Here is a 19,112-nt window from a genome sequence, read left to right on the forward strand (position 1 = left end):
ATGCCGCACCTGATGTGAGAGATGCATATTGTGGAGCCAGAACGTAAAAGCACCTGAGAACAAATGCTATTAATGATTTATGGCATATTCAAATCCTGCTTATTTTAAAGGAATGGAATATGTTGGAACACGATATTGGTTTTAGCCATATAGCGCTGCAAGTGAGAGATATAGAAAGTAGCGTCGATTTCTATCAGCGTTACGCCGGAATGCAGGTGATCCATGAGCGCGAACCTGGAATTGCAGAAGCGCAAAAGGTGGCATGGCTTTCCGATTTGACCCGTCCGTTTGCATTGGTACTCGTGCAGTCTCAAACTACTGTAGATACCCCGTTGGGACCTTTTGGTCACATTGGCGTAGCCTGTAAAACCAGGGAAGAAATTGATGCCAAAGTGGCTTTAGCGGAACAAGAGGGCGTTTTACGTCGTCCAGCGCAGCAATCATCAGCACCGGTAGGTTACTGGGCATTTTTTGCCGATCCTGATGGCAACACGCTTGAGCTTTCACTCGGTCAACAGATTGGTTTGGAGATTATCGCTCACCGGCTTTCAAATAGAGATTGATCAGCGTGTTACTCGTAAGAGCGACATTCGACATCGGCTGTTAATTACCGCTGCGCCTGTCTGGCGGCATCCAGCCTTTGACCGCAAAAAACGCTACGCAGGCTGGGTTTGCTGGCGGCTCAATTAAACGGCCGCCCGTATCCGCATTGGGCGTGTAGCCGAGCTTCATTTGAACGGCTCCCGTATCTGTCCGCTTTGTGCCAAGAACAGACCTTAGTGGCTTGGCAAGTGTGAGCCTTTGAATATCGCCTTCGTGCTATACAATAGGCGTCTGCATTTTCGACGCACGAGCAAATTGTGGCTTTAGTTGTCTAATACCAATGCTTCAACACTGATTCTTCGCCAAACAACGCATCGTAGAACACTAGTTGGATTCCGCAGGCTTACACAAACAGATAGCGCTAACTGCTAGGCGGCCCACTAGACGAACATTCATCCTCACATGAGGTATAGTTATTCGATGCCCAGTACAAATGGCATCAACATATCTAGCTTTATTTTCATGTCTACAGTTACCGAAGCCGCATTAGCCTGCGGCAAGGCAAGCCATCTGTTTACGGCATCGGAGTTGAATCGCTGTTGACTTAGAAACGAAGATACAGACGTTTCCCAGGTAAAGAGTTCACCCGTGCAAAGTTCGACGGACAGCTGAGAGCAGGCTCGCTGAATAGCCATTCCCAAACCGACGTAGCGGAGAAGCTCACGTCGTACATTTTCATCTTTTTGCTTGCTTGACACATCCAGTTTCGGTTTCGGTCCAAAGTACACTCCGGTAGTACCTGGTTGTAATGTTGGGTCACTAGAAAAATAAACCGGGACTCCCATCAATTTAAATGCCGCCGTCAAAATTTCATAGCTAATGTCTGATCGACTCCAACGGCCCATGTGGGGTGGTACTTTCGGCAAACCGACCAGATCATCGCCACGGCTTACAATCGATACGCCCTCAACTGGCAAGGATGGTTGCATTGTGACTACAGTGTCCGAATCGATTTCCCAGCCAGCTTCGCTTAACAATCGCAAAAAATTACCAGCAGCCACGCACGATGATTCGCTCCACTCAACACAACCGATGCGCAGCTTATCCCGCTGACCAAACTGTCCTGTTCGAAATAATTCGAGGTATCTATCGCGATTGGAACTATTAACGGCATATGTATCAATCATCGTAGGCGGTACAGGTTTACTTGCAGATTCAGGATTTTGTTGAAGCAAAGCTGGGCTTTTGAAATACACTATAGCGAAGATCGCCGCTGCGCCAGATGCTCTTAACCACCCTTTAAATTTTACTTCCAGGAGACCGGGCAGAACTGCACCAATACATCCAGCAGCTAGAGCCAGAACTATTCGGTAAACTGTATATTGGTAAGATGTTGGATTGGGAGTTGTGAAAGTAGTTATGAGTATGGCAACTATCGCCACAAGCGCAAAACTATACCTAATGTACTTGTCTATCTTTACACTGCTCATTTTAATTTTGACACCTGTATCAAATCCATAAGTCGAAAACCCCGCATTAACCTGCTCCCCATTAATTAATACAGCTTGATACTCGTGATGAGGCTAATGGCTTTGGTGATGAGTGTAACTGTCCGTTCCTCGCTGATAGCTGCCGTTTAGATGCCGAACATTACCTACTGCGTATCTGTAGCGAAGCTACCCGCGTTGGACAGAATAAACTGTCTGTCCGGGTGCGGCTGAAATTAAACGCGGGGCAGAAAGAAGGCCGCTGACGCGGCCTATTTTTGGATTAGCCAGCTGATTAAAATTCTGCGTTACAGTAACCCCCTTCACTTTACCGTACTCTACAGAGTTAACAGCACCACATCGGCAACATTTAATCTCGTCATCGTAAGTGAAGGCTGTTGTGTCCTCTCCGGATGCGCCGTTATTGACCCGATGAAGTTCATCAAAATTGACGCCGTTCATCTGCCCGCACTCACTGCACTTTAGTTCAATCATTTTTTTACCAAGGCTTTAAACTGGCTTCGATTCTACTTGAGTAGAGCTGATGCAGCCAGCCTCGCTGGCCAGAATAACCTGAACGTCCAACGTGGCGCGGCGATTGCTTTTGCCCTGAACTAGCGTTACTGAATGTCCGCTCTGTGCCAGAAGCGGACGTTGCAAACAATAGGAGCTGTCTTCAGGTCTGACTTAAGGTTTTCGCTCATGATTTTAGTCCTCCAAGAATCAGGGGCGATTAATATTTTATTTTTTTAGCGTGTATGAGACCATGTAGAGATGGTATTTATAAATGCAGGTTAAGGAAAAATTTTTGCGTAATAATTTTTCTAACAATCTACTTTATTTTTTCAAAACAAAGTGGATTAAATATGTTGTTCCTAGCGCGGTAGTTACAGTTGCGATTGCAACTGGCATTAACGCTATCCATGATAGCTGGAGCATGATATCTAATGTATTCCGTCCTGAACCGCTAAAAGTTATCAACGCTCGCCTTCAACCTTTCAGAATATCGCCTTTAGTGAGACATTCCGTTGATGATGCTTTTCTTATTCTAACTGTCAGGAACTATGGCAAGGAGCCGCTTATGTTAATTAGCGCCGATGCAGACATAGTGGGCGGTATGTATTCAGGGAAAGGTAAAGCTGGTTCACAAGGGAAATGTGTATTCGGTGCAGATGCTAACGTGAATACTCCACTGACTATTAGACCTGGCGATACCGTAGAAATTGAGATAGGCGGTGCAATCCGGCTTGAAAATTTGCACAACCTGATGGATCTCCTTCCTGCAAGTCAGATACATGTATTCTTAGACGATCCTATTGGAATACATGAAACATTTTATGTTGACTACCTTAATAAGATTTTTGAAAACTATTATGGCGCCCACACTGAAGTTGTTGCCAACCTTTTTACTGGCGAAAGCAGTGATAAACATACCTTCAACTTCAAACTATCACAGGGAAAGGATCTTTTTTCAAAAGATGGGCATCTGCATCATGACTGGTTAATCGCTAGGTGGCTAGGCCCGCCATTAAAAATGTCTGCTCAGAAAAAAGATGATTGTACCTAGTCCCTCTACCGGTTCGCTAATCATCAATACTGATCCTGTTCTGCATACCTAACACTCTGACGGCGATTTTTTATAATATGTTCATTAAACCAAAGCATGAGTACTAAAATGCACAATTTGTTAAATATCACCTGTTCCCAGTAGATATACACGGTTTGGTTAGCAAGATCCATGGCGACTCAATTACGAATGTCCGCTTCTTGCTCATAGCAGACGCCATGTTCCTTGGGCCTGGCCCTTTTGCGCCAGAAAAAGAAGGAGTACATGGGGGGATATTTAATGTGGTAGTACTACCTTGTCATCATGTTTTTGACATCCTCAAATTGCTCAAAACTGCCCATTTGAATCTCAATTGATTACTCAGTGCCAGGCATCATTCATTTTTCATAAGCTTTTTTCCGTTGCGTAATCTGGACTTAAATTTTTGACTGAACAGCTTTGAGCGTTCTTTTTCGAATCCAGCCACTTCCTGCACGTATCGCCAGCCAGTAAGCGGCCATTTTCATCTGAGTAATTTTATCCGGGCAGTAGATAAACGTTTCAGTACATAGCTCATATTGAGCTTCCTTTAATTCCGCTACCCGATAGCGCAATAGAAGCTTTGCGCTTCCCGGCGAGACCGCCGCCAGGTAAGCGTTGGCATCAGGCACGTTTTCCAGACCAAAATCTGCACGCCAGAATTGTCCGCGTAAGCCGTAACAAAGCTCTGATGCTGACTTTTCCAGAAGAGTAAAGCTGTGTAGTCCGAAGCGATTTACCACCTGACCTTTCTTTCTGAACCCAACATTTTGCGGGAGTTGCCGCACAAACATCATTAGCCGGATAACGGCATCTTGCTGAATGTCGAATTCAGTAACCAGGCGCAGGATTTTATCAGGTGAATTCGTCTGAATAACGGCGCAGTGTTTTTCATGAAATTGGAACTGAGGTAGCAAAGCGGGGACATCATGCCATTCAGCAAGCGCTTTGCGACTAATAAACCCAGGATTTAGCATATGACTTCCTTGTGATCTTAAAAATTCATTTACAACAACATTTGCCTGAATATCGTCAATAAGTCCCCGCCCACCGCGACGTGCTGGCGGCGATCTTCGTCCAGCAGACCTTGCCGTTTAGGAGCAAGATAATTTCACTACCTGCTTTGCGCAGAATGACCCAATCCTGATGCCGGCCAGAGCACCGGCAAACTCTATCAGGGAAGCGCCTACTTATCGGGCTCAACCAGCACTTTGCCATGGTTATGTATGTTCCCAACCTTCTTACTTACAGGATGCCATGTAACATCCTGCTCCGGAAGCGCTGCATCATATGCGATTTTTTCCGTCTTCTTTCTTCCATTCTAACCAGCCGTTGGCTGGCACTATGGCACGACCATGTCTGTGCGGAGTAATATTGTCGCCAGCAGTATTACTCCGTCAAAAAAAGGGGGAAGTTGTGCTTAATTACCGCGATAAGTTGAGTAGCCAAACTGGCTAAGCAGTAGTGGAATATGATAGTGCTGATCGGCTTTATCCAAGGTGAATATCACTGGAATTTCCGGGAAGAATGTTGGCTCACCGCTTTTTTTGTAATAGTCGCCGGTTTTGAAAATGACACGATAAATCCCCATTTGAGTTGCCTGACCAGTAGGATAAAGCGCTGAAATGCGCCCTTGTGCGTTGGTGGTTCCTTCGGCCAGTTTTAACCACTCATTTCCTTTTTTTCTATCCAATTCGACCTTAATGCCTGCGGTCGGGACGCCAGTCTGTAAATTCAGTACATGCACACTTATCGGATTTATCATTTCTGTGGCAAATCCAGAGACGCTGAACATACTCATCACGCTTCCCAGTAAATAATGCTGAAACTTCATATCATCTTCCTTTAGGTCAATTGGTGGCGGAAGGATATAACCAAACGAATATGAATGATCGAATCGGAATGGAATCTCTGAAATTTCCTGGAAGGAACGGCCGGTGCGGACTCAATCTGACAATGTTGAGCATGTTTAGAATTTATACATTCTTATTTGTTGCGGGCTATCTTCCCGATAAGAGATATCAATGACGGAAAAAATGAGCAAGCACCTTTTTCTATCCCTGTTGATAATATCACGCTGATTTCCTATTTTTTAATGTCAACAGGGATCTCATCAATCTTATTTAAGAAGAACACAATTGGTAAACTGGCAAAAATTTCATTCTGATGACTTCCTGACAATAAAATGATGTTCAAAAGCTGTTCTTTTGTTAGGCCATCTTTTAATGTTCGAAGCTCAAATAATCTGTCCTCCTGCGAATTTTACACCGTCTCATGCAGGTTCCGACTGGCACCAGAATGAATTTTTGATCGCCAAAATAGGCTATCGCTACGGTTTACCTAATCATTCAGAGACGATGTGCGATTAGTTCCAGTTCTGGTCCTAACGGAAAGGGGGGTGAATATATCTGGGTAAATTGCAGCTTTTCTCACCGTTCGGAAACAACTCTCTTTTTATTTGAGTTAATCCAAAGTAAAAAGCCGATCTAATTAATATTAAAAAATTATTTTCGTTTTATATCGCCTTCAGGAACTTTCTCATTGTTTAGGTGATATTCTGCACGAGCAAACTTACAAAATATTTACAATTAATTTTACTTAAGTCTTTTATGATGGCAAATACAGGGAAGTTCCTGGCGCTATGCGTCAGCTTATTGACTGCATCAGCAGTTGCGGCACCGTTAAATCCGGGTGATCGTGATTACATTCAGAATCAGCAGCAACAGCGTCTGCAGCAGGACCAGCAGCAGCGGGATGCATTGTGGAACACCGCCACGGCGCAGAGTACGCCATCAGCGGGTTCCAACCCGTCAGGACCGTGCTTTCCCGTGCAGAAAATTATTATTCAGCACGCCACGCTTATCTCTTCAGGCCAGCAGCACCATCTTATTGCGCCTTATATTAATCGCTGCTTGAATTTAACGGAAATTAATTCGCTGGTACATGCCGTTTCTGACTGGTATATGCAGCGGGGCTATATTACCAGCCGGGCATTTTTAACCGAGCAGGATTTATCGCAGGGCCAGTTAATTATTCCGGTGCTGGAGGGGAAATTAGACGCCATTCGTTTAGACGGACAGCATCCGCGCGCTCTGCAGATGGCCTTTCCGAGGCTCGAAGGCAGAATCCTCAACCTGCGCGATATTGAACAGGGCATGGAGCAGATTAACCGCGTGCGCAGCAAACCGGTGCAGATTGAAATCCAGCCGTCGCCGAAAACTGGCTATTCGGTGGTGAACCTGACTGCTGAACCAGAGTTCCCGTTGAGCGCGTCGTTCGGATTCGATAACAGCGGCCAGAAGAGCACGGGCGTTGGGCAGCTTAACGGCGCGCTGACCGGCAATAACCTGCTGGGACTGGCCGACCGCTGGTTCATCAGCGGCGGGCGCAGCAGCGCCTTCAGCGACTGGCGTGATGCGCAGAACCTGCAGGCGGGCGTCAGCGTACCGTACGGCTACGGCCTGTTCGACTATAGCTACAGCTGGAGCAACTATCACAGCAGCTTCGTCAACAACGGCTTCACGTGGCTGAGCAACGGCGACAACGTCGCGCACCGGATTAACGGTTCGTGGGTACTGTTCCGCAATGGCGATATTAAAACCGGCGTCCAGCTCGGCTTAAATCATTACTCCAGCCACAACTACCTTAACAATACTTTGTTGCAGAGCAGCAGCCGCAAGATCACCAGCACGCAGCTGGGAATCAATCACACCCAGAAAATTCTTGGCGGCGTTGCCACGCTCAACCCGGCTTTCAGCCGCGGTATGCCGTGGTTTGATGCCGAGGATGACGCGGGCAAAACTGGCGACCTGCCCAAAGCACAATTCCGCAAGTGGAGCATCAGCGGCAGCTTCCAGCGCCCGCTGGCTAACAATCTGTGGCTGCTGAGCAGCATTTACGGGCAGTGGTCGCCCGATCGGCTGTACGGCAGCGAGCGTCTGACGCTTGGCGGCGAAAGTTCGGTGCGCGGCTTTAAAGAACAGTATCTCTCCGGCGACGCTGGCGGTTACCTGCGCAACGAGCTGAGCTACAGCCTGTTCACGCTGCCCGTTATAGGCGACGTCAGTGCGCTGGCCGCCATTGACGGCGGCTGGTTAAAAAGCGACGCGCAGAACCGTGAATCCACCGGCACGCTGTGGGGCAGCGCGGTGGGCCTCAGCACGCGCGGGCGCTATTTCTACACCCAGTACACCGTGGGCGTTCCCCTCAGCTATCCCGGCCATCTGCAGCCGGATCACATCAGCATTTACGCCCGCGTCGGGCTGGTTTTCTAAGAGGCAAAGATTATGGACGATCGTCAACCCGTTTCCCTCGCCCGTCGCGCGCTGAGCTACGTCATCTGTTATCTGGTGGCGGTACAGCCGATGCTGCCTGCGATGGCGGCACAAATCACGCCGGTCACGCCTGGCACCCAGCTGGATGCCGCCGGTAACGGCGTGCCGGTGGTGAATATCGCTACGCCTAACGGCGCAGGCATATCCCACAACCAGTATCAGCAGTACAACGTTGGCAAAGAGGGCTTAATCCTTAATAACGCCACCGGCCAGCTTAATCAGACGCAGCTCGGCGGCCTGATTCAGAACAACCCGAATTTGAAAGCGGGTCGAGAAGCGCAGGCGATCATCAACGAAGTGGTTGGCGCTAATCGTTCGCAGCTCCAGGGCTACACCGAAGTAGCGGGCAAAGCCGCTAACGTAATGGTTGCCAACCCTTATGGCATCACCTGTAACGGCTGTGGCTTTATCAACACACCCAACGTTACGCTCACCACCGGCAAGCCGCAGCTGGATGCCAACGGTAATCTGGCCGCGCTGGAGGTGACAAAAGGCTCGGTGATCGTCGAGGGTCAGGGACTGGACGGCAGCAACGCCGATGCGGTGGCGATCGTCGCACGCGCGACGGAGATCAACGCCGGGATCTATGCGAAAGATCTGTCGGTGACAGCGGGGGCTAACCGCGTGGGTGCGGAGGGTTCCGTGACGCCGATTGCTGGCGAAGGTGCCGCGCCATCAGTGGCAGTGGATACCGGTGCGCTCGGCGGCATGTACGCCAACCGTATTCATTTGGTGTCGAGTGAGAAAGGGGTTGGGGTTAACCTCGGTAATTTGGTGGCGAAACAGGGTGATATTCAGCTCGATGCCAGCGGCAAGCTGACGCTGAACAACAGCTTGAGTAGTGGGGCGCTGACAGCCAATGCGGATTCGGTAACGCTCAGCGGCAATAACAAAGCGACCGGGCAGATCGCGGTAAATGCGCAGCAGGATATTGCACTACAAACGGGTGCGCTGGTCAGTGATGTCGGGATAGGTTTAACCGCTAAAGGTACGCTTGAAGCCTCGGGCAGCAATCTGACGGCGGGGCGTGATATTCGTCTTAGCAGTGCAGTCATTTCGGTGGATTCAGCCTCAGGCGGCAAAGCGGGTGGTGATATTCAGCTGCAGGCGCAAACCCGTATCGACAACAGCGGCCAACTTACGGCCAGCAAAAATCTCACTGCAAACACACAGCAGTTGAACAACACAGGCATGCTGGCCAGCGCAACGACCGCGATTACGGCAGGCAGCCTGCAAAACCGCAAAGGCGCCGCGATTTCCGGTTCAGAATCTGTGTCACTCAGCAGCAAAGGCCTTTTCAACCAAGGCATATTCTCCGCACCGGTGCTGAGACTTGATAGCACACAGATCGATAATAGCGGTCTGATTCAAGGCTCAAACTCCCTCGGCATTACAGGCAATCGTCTGACCAACCTTGCAGGCGGCACGCTGAGCTCTGATAACAGCTTTGCGTTGAATTTGCCGGAGCTGAATAACAGCGGGCTGATCACCAGCGGTGCCACGCTGTCGCTGGGTGGTGGTAACCTCATCAACCTCGGTGAAATTAATGCGGCGGACATCGCTGCGCGCAATCTGGCTTTCACTAATCAGCAGGGCGCGCTGCTGATTGCCGATCAACGGCTACTACTTCAGAACAATACGCTCATTAACGGCGGTCAGATAACCGCAGATCGACTGGATATCGATACGGTATCAGTGGACAACGCGGGTGCGCTGCAGGGCAATCATTCTCTGCAAACCCAGGGCAAACAGCTGACTAACAGCGGCACGCTGCTGAGTGGCGGCCAGATGAGAGTCAGCGCAGACAAGCTTGATAACCGCGGATTACTGCAGGGAGAACAGCTGGCGCTCACCGCTGTTGACTGGCAAAACAGCGGCAACCTGCTGAGCGCTGGCGATGCAGATTTGACAACCGGCACGCTGGATAACAGCGGAAAAATTCTTGGTCAGCAGGGATTGAATGTAAAAGCTCACTCCATCGATAACAGCGGCTGGCTGATGGCACAGGCGCTTACGCTGCAGAGTGATTTAGTTAACAGCGGGCTGATTCAGGGCAGTGATGCACTGACCATTGCGGGCGATAAGCTCAGTAATAAGATCAGCGGCCAGTTACTGAGTGCCGGCACGCTGGCGGCTCAAGCTGACAGCCTGGATAATCAGGGCAGCATTCAGGCCGACACGCTTGATATGAAGTTGCAAAGCTGGCAGAACGCCGGCCTCGCTCAGGCGACCACGCAATTAATGGGCACGCTGAACGGCGCACTGGAAAACCGTGGCACACTGCTGAGCCAGAATGATTTTGCCCTCATCAGCAACGACATCATTAATAGCGGTACGCTGGCAGCCGACCGACTCAGCATCACCGCACCTCAGCTGACCAACGCCGGACTGCTGCAGGGTAACAGCTCACTCTTGTTAAATAGCGCGAGTATCACCAACGCCGCCAGCGGTCAGCTTATCAGCGGCGGTTCGTTGACGCTTTCCCCGGTACAGCTGACGAATACGGGCCTGCTACAGGTGGCTGGTGACTTCAGCATTAACGGTCACAACCTGACCAACAGCGGACGCATCACCGCAACCAATCTGAATGCAGACCTGAGCGGCACGCTGAATAACAACGGGCAGGGTGTTTTGCTTGCTCAGCGTCAGGCGGATATTCATGCCAGCGAGCTGAACAACGGCGGTTCGATTGCGGCACAGCAGTTAAATGCGACAGGTGAAGTGCTGAAGAACCAAAGTCTGCTCCAGGGTGACAATGGACTTAGCGCGGATTTCAAACAGTTCAGCAACCAGGGCGCGGGGCAGCTACTGAGCAACGGTATTCTTGCACTTAAAGGTGCAACAGCTAACAACGCCGGTGTGTGGCAGGGCAATAGCATCGACTATCAGTTTGGATCGCTGACCAACAGTGGCACCGTTTACGGTATTGACTCACTGAAAGGTCAATCTGACGGGCTGCTGGATAACCGTGGCAGTCTGACCGCGGGCGGCAATGCCAGCCTGACGGTGGGTAATCTGCAGAACAGCGGTAAAGTGCTGGCCGATCGTCTGGTGATACGCGGGAGCAGCCTTAGCAACAGTGGCCTATGGCAGGGAACATCTTCGCTGGATGCGCAGTCAAGCGGCGCGTTGATACAGACAGCTGGCGGCAAAACGCTGACTGGCGGTGACCTGCTGCTGAACGCTAACGACCTCAACACATCCGGCACAATCCAGGGTGACAAGGCGCAAATCAACGCAGACCGCTGGCAGAATCAGGGCTCGCTGCTTGGCACCACTGATGTGTCAGCTGAGGTTGAGGGTGAGCTGCGCAATAGCGGTGAAATCCTATCGCAAGGCACGGCACAGGTCAGCGCGCAAGATCTGAACAACAACGGCTCGCTGCTGGCGGATAAAGCGATGACGCTGAGTGGCGCTGCGCTGAATAACAGCGGCAGCGTGCAGGGCGAAACGCTCGTAATTACCCCGGCCAGCGTAACCAATCAGGGCAGTCTGATTGGCTTGCAATCTCTGACTATCGGTCCGGCGCAGGCCCGCAGTTTCCGCATGCTGGCGGTACAGACGCCGCCAGCACGGGAATTAATCAACAATGCTGGCGGTCAGCTGCTGACGCAGGGCACGCTGAACATTGCCGGGGATGTCATCACCAACAACGGCAGCTGGCAGGGACAGCAAATCCTGCTGAACGCCACCCGCCTTGCCAACAATGGCGCTATCCAGAGCGCAGGCGATCTGACGCTTAACCTCAGTGAGGCGCTGACGTCCGCCTCCGGCAGCAAAATCACGGCGAACGGCAATGCCGCGCTCAACGCACTCAGCCTCACCAATCAGGGGCAGTGGATTGCCCGCAACCTGACGTTACAGGGTGCAACGCTTAACAACGGCGGCGAGATATCGGGCGTTGAAGGGCTGACCACCACGCTGTCGGGCGCGCTGACGCAGCAGCAAAACGCGGCGCTGCTGAGCGGTGGCACGCTGGATGTGCATGCAGCCACCGTGGATAACGCGGGCCGGATGCAGGGTAAGAATCTGTTACTTAGCAGCAGCGGCGTCACCAACAGCGGGCGCCTGCAGGGCGACAGCAGCCTGCAGCTGAACGCCGGCGGACGCCTCACTAATAGCGCCAGCGGTACGCTACTCAGCCAGAACGGCCTGACGCTGACCGCGCCCGAACTCTATAACTACGGCCTGATTCAGGGCGCCACCAGCCGTATTACCACCAGCGGCCTGGTAAACAACAGCGGCAAAGTGCTCTCTTCGGCAGATCTCACGCTCAGCGCGCCACAGCTGGTCAACAACGGCTGGCTGCAGGCTTCGCAGCTGATCCTGAATGCGGCCAGCGCCAGCAACAGCGGCACGTTTATGGCGGATCAGCAGGCGACACTCACCGGCACCAGCCTGCAGAACCAGGGCACCACGCAGGGCGGAAACCTGACGGTGAACTACGCGCAACTCACCAACAGCGGCACGCTGCTGGGCGCCAATCAGCTGAATGTTAAAGCTACACAGGTGACGCAACAGGCGGCGGGTAAGCTGTTCAGCGGCGGTAACCTGCTGCTGGAAAGCACGGGATTTGATCAGCTTGGACAGCTGGTGGCGCTGGGCGATGCGACGGTCAAACTCATCAATAGTTTTACCGCACGCAACACGCTGGCCGCAGGTAATCGCCTGACTATCAGCAGTAATGGCGCGATTGATAACCAGGGAACATTGCAGGGCCAGGCGCTGACGCTGAGCGCAGGCGGCGATCTGACGAACAATGGCCAGCTCACCACCGGAACCGGCGACAGCAGCCTGAGTAGTAACCGCATCAGCATGAACGGTGCGGGCACGCTGCAGGGCGGTGGCAATGTTGCGCTGATCAGCCGCAGTGACGTCACGCTCAACGGCTTTACCGGCACGCGTGGTAACCTCACCGTTTCCTCGCCGGGCAGCATTGTGAATACGGCGCTGCTGTATGCCGGGCAGAATCTCTATCTTTACGCCAACAGCATTAAAAACCAGCGCGGCGATATGCTGGCGGGCAACAGTGTGTGGATGCAGCACGACGCGGCGGGCAATGCCAATGGCGAGGTGATCAATACCTCGGGGAATATTGAGTCGCAGAATGGTGATATCACAGTGCGAACGGCCAATCTGCTCAATCAAAGAGAGGGCCTTACCACCCAGCAGAATACACAGCAAATATCAGGACTGCCTGCGGGGGTTGGAGGCGCATCGATAAAGTATCAGTTGAGCAAGATGAATGTAGATGATTTGGGCTATTACACCATCCATGTTCGAACGGGCGGCAGCCCTGGTAAAGGCAATGGTTCAGATGATGATTACTTCTATCTGGCTCCCAATGCACAGGCAGCTGTCAAACGTTATCTAACAGAGACAACCACGGTGACGGCTCAGGCTAATGGAGGCAGTGGACGTATCTCTGCAGGGCGAAATCTCGATGTCACCGCAGGCCAGCTCAACAACCTCGCAAGCTCACTTCTGGCAGGTAACTCAATTTCACTCAGTGGTACCACGCTCAATAATCAATCCTGGGTAAATGGAGTAACCAGTACTTACCTGACTTACAACTATGATGGGCGGATTGGCGTAAACAAGCTGAATGATAGCCGTAACATGCAATACTTTTCTCCGACTTCAGAGTACTCACCTTTCAGGGGAAACGACTCATCTGCAACAGTGACTTATCAATTATCTTCTGCACCAGAATATGAAACCACCTATACCGGGGACGGCCTTCATGCCGTCATTCAGGCCGGCGGCAGCGTTAACGCCAGCTTCAGCGGTGATATCAGCAACACCTCCACCACGCCCAACGCCGGATGGGCAGGCACCACTGTCAATGCACCTGCATTAAATCACCTCGCCGCAATCAGCCAGGTGACGGCTCAGCAGCGCCAGCAACTCGCCGCCACAGATAAGGTGGCGATCAATTCACCGGAATGGCGCGATCAGCTGCAAAATGCCTTGCAGCAGGTCAACGGCGGCATGTCGCTGCAAAATGCACAGCCTGAAACCGTTGGGCTCTCAAATCACAATGGCAAACAACAGGACAAGGCGAACCTTGGGAAGGCCGCTGAACTGGCGTCAGGCAGCGCAGTAAAACCCTCGGCTCTGAGCAGCTATGGTGCTTCAGCGGTGGATACCAGCGCCTATCCGCTCCCAACCAGTGACAATGGCTACTTCGTCGCAGGCGACAGCAGCAGTCCTTATCTCATCACCGTAAACCCAAAACTAAACGGTCTTGGGCAGCTGGACGCCAGCCTGTTTGGTGACCTCAATCAGTTGCTGGGTAAACAGCATGGCAGTGCACCACAGGAAACCCGTCAGCAGTATACCGATGTAAATACGTTCCTCGGATCGTCCTATCTGCTGGACAGGCTGAATCTCAAGCCAGACAACGATTACCGCTTCCTCGGCGATGCGGCGTTTGATACGCGTTACGTCAGCAACGTTGTGCTGAATCAGACGGGCAACCGCTATCTGAATGGCGTGGGTTCCGATCTGGATCAGATGCGTTACCTGATGGATAACGCCGCCGCGTCACAGCAGGCTTTAGGCCTGCAGTTAGGCGTGTCGCTTAGCGCGGATCAGGTTGCTTCACTGGATAAGAGCATCATCTGGTGGGAAGCCACCTCGGTAAATGGCCAGACGGTGATGGTGCCGAAAGTGTACCTGTCCGAGAAAGATGCGGCGATGAACAACGGCAGCGTGATTGCCGGGAACAACGTGACGCTTTCTGGCGGCAACATCATCAACAGCGCCAGCAGCATTGTGGCGCAGAACAGTGTCAGCGCAGACAGCCAGAACAATATCGACAATCTCAATGCCGGGCTGATCAAAGCGGGAGGCGACCTGCAGCTGGGCGCGCTGAATAACATCAATAACGTCAGTTCGACGATCAGCGGCAAAAAAGTGGCGCTGGAGAGCGTTAACGGCGACATCAATAACACCACCGTCAGCTCACAGTGGACGATCGGCGGCAACGGATCGATGCAGGCGAGCAAGACGCTAATGGGCCAGACGGCGGCGATTACGTCACTGGATGCGCTCAGCCTGAAGTCCGGCAACGATATCAACATCACCGGCGCCTCACTGAATGCGGGCGGCGATCTGCTGCTCAACGCCTGGCACGATCTCAGTCTCAACAATATTGAGACCAGCGAAAGCCGCCAAATCGGCAACAAGGAAACCCATAGCTCAGGTACTGAACGCACGACGGTTTCCAGCGGCGGCAACCTGACGCTGATCGCCGGGCAGGATATTACCAGCCAGGCAGCAGCGCTGGCGGCGGAAGGTGATGTCGGACTAAAAGCGGGCCGCGATATTAATTTGAACGCCGCAGCATCCGGTTCCGGTAACAGCGAGCGCGGCAGCAAGAAAACGGTGATTAACGAAACCGTGCGCCAGCAGGGAACTGAAATAGCCAGTGGTGGAAGTACAACGCTAATAGCAGGCCACGACATTACCAGCCGGGCGAGTGACGTAACGGCTCAACAGGACATTACGTTACATGCCGGGAATAACGTGGATCTGGGCACTGCAACAGAGAGCGATTATTACTACAAAGAAGAAACCAAAACCAAAAAAGGTCTGCTCAGCAAAAAGACGACGCACACCATTCAGGAAGACAGCACAACCAATGAAAAAGGCACACTGCTGAGCGGGAATAACGTCTCGGTTTCTGCCGGAAATGATGTGCTGGTTACCGGTTCACAGGTAGTGGGTGATGGCAAAGTTGCGCTGAACGCGGGCAATAATGTCGAAATCACTGCCGCAACCAACACGGATTCAACCTGGCGATTCTCAGAAACCCGTAAAAGCGGGCTGATGGGCACGGGCGGGATCGGCATCAGCATTGGCAGCAGTAAAACGCTGCATGACGTGAAGGATAAAGGCACCACTCAGAGCCAGAGCATTAGCACGGTGGGCAGCACCGCCGGTGATGTTTCAATTACGGCCGGTAAGCAGCTTCAGGTCAACGGGGCCGATCTTATTGCCGGTGGCAACATGGCTTTGCAGGGCGATAGCGTCGCAATCACTCCGGGTCATGATGTGCGGACGCGTGACGAGCGATTTGAGCAACGTACCAGTGGCCTGACGCTGGCGCTATCCGGCGCAGTGGCGGAAGCCGTCAACAGTGCCATTGCCGCAGCGCAGTCTGCAAAGCAGGAGAGTGACGGTCGATTAGCCGCATTACAGGCGACCAAAGCGGTACTTTCCGGCGTACAGGCGAATCAGGCAAGTCAGCTCGCTCAGGCGAATGGTGATCCTAACAACGGCGTTGGCATCAGTCTGTCGCTGACGACACAAAAATCCAAATCACAGCAACACCAGGCATCTGACACGGTCAGCGGCTCAACAATCAACGCCGGTAAAAATCTAAGTATCGATGCTACCGCCAAAGGAAACGGCATCAACAGCGGAGACCTGCTGATTGCAGGCAGTCAGCTGAAAGCCGGCGGCGATACCTCTCTGCATGCTGCAAATGACATCACACTGGCTGCGGCTGCTAACACACAACAGACCACCGGGAAGAACAGCAGCAGCGGTGGCGGCATTGGCATCAGCTTTGGCGTGGGGTCGGGCAGTGCTGGCCTCAGTATCTTTGCCAGCGTCAATGGCGCTAAAGGACATGAAAAAGGCAACGGCACCGTCTGGAGTGAAACCACGCTGGACAGTGGAGGAGATGTGTCTATTACCAGCGGCCGCGATACAACACTCAGCGGTGCGCAGGTTAATGGCAACAGCGTCAAAGCGGACATTGGACGTGACCTGACGATAACCAGCCTGCAGGATAGCGACAACTATGACTCGAAGCAGGTGAGCTTTGGTGCGGGAGGTAGTTTCACTTTCGGCTCTATGACGGGCTCAGGTTACATCAATGCCAGCCAGGACAAGATGCACAGCAATTACGACAGTGTTCTTGATCAGAGCGGCATTTATGCCGGTAAAGGTGGCTTTGACATCACGGTTGGCAACCACACGCAGCTCAACGGTGCGGTCATTGCCAGCCAGGCAGATGCCGATAAAAACCGTCTTGATACCGGCACGCTTGGCTTTACTGATATTCATAATGAGGCTGATTACAAAACCCAGCACCAAGGTATTGGCATCAGCTCAGGCGCAAGCATGGGTGGGCAGTTTGCCGGTAATATGGCTAATACTCTCCTTGCCGGAGCCGGCAGTAACGGGCATGCAGATGGCACTACACAATCTGCCGTGGCTGACGGTACGATAGTCATTCGCGACAAGGCTAATCAGCAGCAGAATTTAACAAGCCTAAGCCGCGACACTGAGCATGCTAACGACAGCATCAGTCCGATCTTTAACAAAGAGAAAGAGCAAAAGCGTCTCCAGACCGCGCAGATGATAGGCGAGATTGGCGTGCAGGTAGGGGATATAGCACGGACTCAGGGCGCTATTATCGCCACGCGGGAAGCCAATGAGAAGATGTCCTCTCTGAGCGAATCAGATCTGGCTAAAGCAAAGTCTGACTGGGAAAAAGCCAATCCGGGTAAAACTGCGGGTGACGATGAAATCGCTAAGCAGGCCTGGCAGAACAATTATGATGCCGCGTTCAGTGCAACAAAGCTGGGAACGGGCAGTGCTGTACAGCAAGGCATCCTGGCGGTAACGGCTGCAGTGCAGGGGCTGGCCGGTAATAACATCGGCCAGGCAATCAGTGGCGCAGCCACCCCCTATCTGGCAGAGCAGATTCACAAATATACCAGTGGCAACCCTGAAGCGCAGGCGATGGCGCATGCCGTAGTCGGTGCCATTGCCTCTTATGCCTCCGGGCATGACGCGCTGGCAGGTGCAGCGGGTGCCGTCAGCGGTGAGCTGATGGCAAAATTTGTGATGGGGCAGCTATACCCCGGCAAAACTGCCGACAACCTTACAGAAAAGGAGAAGCAGACTGTTAGTGCATTAAGCACACTTGCGTCGGGACTTGTCGGTGCCACTGTCGGAGGTAATACAGCTGAAGCGGTTAATGCTGCTCAGTTAGGGAAAAACGCTGTTGAGAATAATCACCTCCATGCGGATCAGGCGCTGACGTTCGATAAAGAGCTGTCGGACTGCCGGAAATCAGGGGGTGACTGCCAGTCGGTTATTGATAAATGGAAACAGGTCAGCGACCAGCAGAGCGCTGAAACCGACCAGAAACTAAAGGATAACCCGCTGGAAGCGGTGGTGGTTGATAAGGAACTGGCTCAGGGTGGCGTCGATATGACAGAGCGCCCCGGCTGGCTGGGCAATCTTCCCGGCGTGGACGTGATGACCAGCGAGGAAGCCAAAGCCTACGTCCAGCAGTGGAACGGTCAGGATCTGGCAAATATCGATGTAAACAGTCCTGAATGGATGAAGTATGCAGCTTTCGTATCTGATCCAGAAAATCAGGCGGCATTGGCATCGCTGGGAACTTTGGGTAAAGATCTTGTCCTGATAGCAAAAAACAGCTTTACGACAAAATCTTTATTTAAAGAAATGACAAATCAAGGCATTAAATTTACACCTGAAAATGTCGTTGGTGTTGCAAAGGATAATAGTGGAAGAATCATCTTCCTTGAGAAAGGTAATTCTAAAGCAGGTTTACAACATATTGTGGAAGGACATGGTAGCCAATTTGCACAAATAGGAGTATCAGAAGCACGTATTCCTGATGTAGTGATGAAGGCCGTAACTGATGGTAAAGTAGTAGGTTATCAAGGGACTGGCACAGGTCGACCAATCTATGAAACCATGATAAATGGCAAGAAATACAATATTGCTGTTACCGTGGGAAATAACGGATATATCGTAGGGGCTAACTTACGAGGCTCAGTAAAATGAAAGAAATAAAATTAATGGCTGATTATCAGTGCCATCCATTATGGGATATATCTCCAGAAAATTATGGGGACATCTCCCCTGAAGAATTACCAATATCTTCGAAATTAAAAGATAGGCTTAGAGAGTGGGCTGAACAATACGATGCCATACTCAATATCAATGATCCGGTATCATCTGGTTTTAAAAGTGAAGAGGAAAAAAAAACAGTTTATTGATGATGGTTATAAACTGGCACATCACCTTCAGGAAGAGCTTGGAGATAAATATAATATTATTTACCACTCTGAATATTAATAAATCCCGGCCACCGCGCCGGGATTTTACGTT

10 protein-coding genes are annotated in these 19,112 nt (G+C 51.7%); 6 read left to right on the plus strand and 4 right to left on the minus strand.

Features of this window, described 5'->3' with window-relative positions; all coding sequences use genetic code 11:
* Positions 1 to 119: 119 nt before the first annotated feature.
* The gene (locus CRO19_RS23785; RefSeq protein WP_097098292.1) at positions 120 to 563 is read left to right on the plus strand and encodes a VOC family protein; all 444 of its coding nucleotides are present in this window, start codon (positions 120 to 122) and stop codon (positions 561 to 563) included.
* Between the two features lie 40 nt (positions 564 to 603).
* Here CRO19_RS23785 and CRO19_RS26315 read toward each other — a convergent pair whose 3' ends face one another.
* A complete protein-coding gene (locus CRO19_RS26315; RefSeq protein WP_320204532.1) occupies positions 604 to 732 on the minus strand; it encodes a hypothetical protein in 129 nt (42 codons plus the stop codon).
* A 284-nt stretch (positions 733 to 1,016) separates the two neighbouring features.
* Complete coding sequence (locus CRO19_RS23790; RefSeq protein ID WP_097098293.1) at positions 1,017 to 2,033, minus strand: hypothetical protein; 1,017 nt, start codon at positions 2,031 to 2,033, stop codon at positions 1,017 to 1,019.
* 784 nt (positions 2,034 to 2,817) lie between these two features.
* On the opposite strand from CRO19_RS23790, the gene CRO19_RS23795 reads away from it, so the two are divergent.
* On the plus strand, positions 2,818 to 3,597 hold the full coding sequence (locus tag CRO19_RS23795) for a hypothetical protein (protein WP_097098294.1): 780 nt from the start codon (positions 2,818 to 2,820) through the stop codon (positions 3,595 to 3,597).
* A 416-nt stretch (positions 3,598 to 4,013) separates the two neighbouring features.
* Here CRO19_RS23795 and CRO19_RS23800 read toward each other — a convergent pair whose 3' ends face one another.
* Both CRO19_RS23800 and uraH read right to left on the minus strand, forming a co-directional pair.
* Entirely contained in the window at positions 4,014 to 4,592 is a 579-nt protein-coding gene (locus CRO19_RS23800; RefSeq protein WP_097098295.1) for a hypothetical protein, read from the minus strand.
* 443 nt (positions 4,593 to 5,035) lie between these two features.
* Entirely contained in the window at positions 5,036 to 5,449 is a 414-nt protein-coding gene (gene uraH, locus CRO19_RS23805; RefSeq protein WP_097098296.1) for a hydroxyisourate hydrolase, read from the minus strand.
* A gap of 775 nt (positions 5,450 to 6,224) precedes the next feature.
* Here uraH and CRO19_RS23810 point away from each other — a divergent pair.
* From CRO19_RS23810 to CRO19_RS26580, 4 genes are read left to right on the plus strand one after another with little or no spacing between them, the layout of a single operon-like run.
* The gene (locus CRO19_RS23810; RefSeq protein ID WP_097098297.1) at positions 6,225 to 7,889 is read left to right on the plus strand and encodes a ShlB/FhaC/HecB family hemolysin secretion/activation protein; all 1,665 of its coding nucleotides are present in this window, start codon (positions 6,225 to 6,227) and stop codon (positions 7,887 to 7,889) included.
* Positions 7,890 to 7,901: 12 nt separating this feature from the next.
* Positions 7,902 to 18,785 (plus strand): hemagglutinin repeat-containing protein, encoded by a 10,884-nt coding sequence (locus CRO19_RS23815; protein ID WP_097098298.1) that lies wholly within the window; start codon positions 7,902 to 7,904, stop codon positions 18,783 to 18,785.
* Positions 18,782 to 19,000 carry an immunity protein CdiI family protein gene (locus CRO19_RS23820; protein ID WP_320204533.1) on the plus strand — a complete coding sequence of 73 codons (219 nt, stop codon included), beginning with the start codon at positions 18,782 to 18,784 and terminating at the stop codon, positions 18,998 to 19,000. Before CRO19_RS23815 ends, CRO19_RS23820 begins: the two co-directional genes overlap by 4 nt.
* Complete coding sequence (locus tag CRO19_RS26580; RefSeq protein ID WP_505543743.1) at positions 18,945 to 19,079, plus strand: immunity protein CdiI family protein; 135 nt, start codon at positions 18,945 to 18,947, stop codon at positions 19,077 to 19,079. Before CRO19_RS23820 ends, CRO19_RS26580 begins: the two co-directional genes overlap by 56 nt.
* Positions 19,080 to 19,112 lie beyond the last annotated feature (33 nt).

This window comes from Candidatus Pantoea floridensis (assembly GCF_900215435.1).
In the GTDB taxonomy this organism is placed as follows: domain Bacteria; phylum Pseudomonadota; class Gammaproteobacteria; order Enterobacterales; family Enterobacteriaceae; genus Pantoea; species Pantoea floridensis.